This is a genomic window from Flagellimonas halotolerans, from assembly GCF_035818535.1.
Lineage (GTDB): Bacteria > Bacteroidota > Bacteroidia > Flavobacteriales > Flavobacteriaceae > Flagellimonas > Flagellimonas halotolerans.
Genome location: NZ_JAYKYV010000043.1, coordinates 1 through 518, shown reverse-complemented (window position 1 = coordinate 518; position 518 = coordinate 1). Strand labels below are relative to the sequence as shown.

Annotated in this window: 1 protein-coding gene; it reads left to right on the top strand. The window is 42.9% G+C overall.

Annotated elements, in window-relative coordinates; genetic code table 11:
• Positions 1–423, top strand: a 423-nt coding sequence (locus tag VM932_RS16705) for a response regulator (protein ID WP_326280439.1), incomplete at its 5' end; no start/stop codon positions are given.
• Positions 424–518 lie beyond the last annotated feature (95 nt).

Below are 518 nucleotides of genomic sequence, written 5' to 3'. Positions count from 1 at the left end.
AAAACCGTACACATATTATTGGTCGAGGACAATGAGGGGGATATCGTACTGACCCTTGATGCCTTTGAGGAGAGCAAGATCAGGACCAATATCAGCATCGTAAAGAACGGAAACGATGCCCTGGACTTTCTTTTTAAAAGGAACAAGTTTGTAGATGCCCTGCGCCCCGACCTTATCCTTTTGGACATCAACCTGCCCATTTTCAACGGGCATGATGTGCTCAAGCGAATAAAGCAAGACCCTTCTTTGAAGAAGATTCCCGTGATCATGCTCACCACCTCTTCGAACCAAAGGGACATCAATATGGCCTATGAAAATCACACGAACAGTTATGTGACCAAGCCTATAGATATGGATGATTTTATGAAGGCCGTTTTAAAAATCGAGGAGTTTTGGTTGCAACTCTCCAAATTGGCCGATTAATAGTAAAAGAAATGACCAATGACAAAGGATAACCAACCACTTTCCATACTGGTGATCGAGGACAATCCCGGTGATTTTATGTTGATCGACGATTA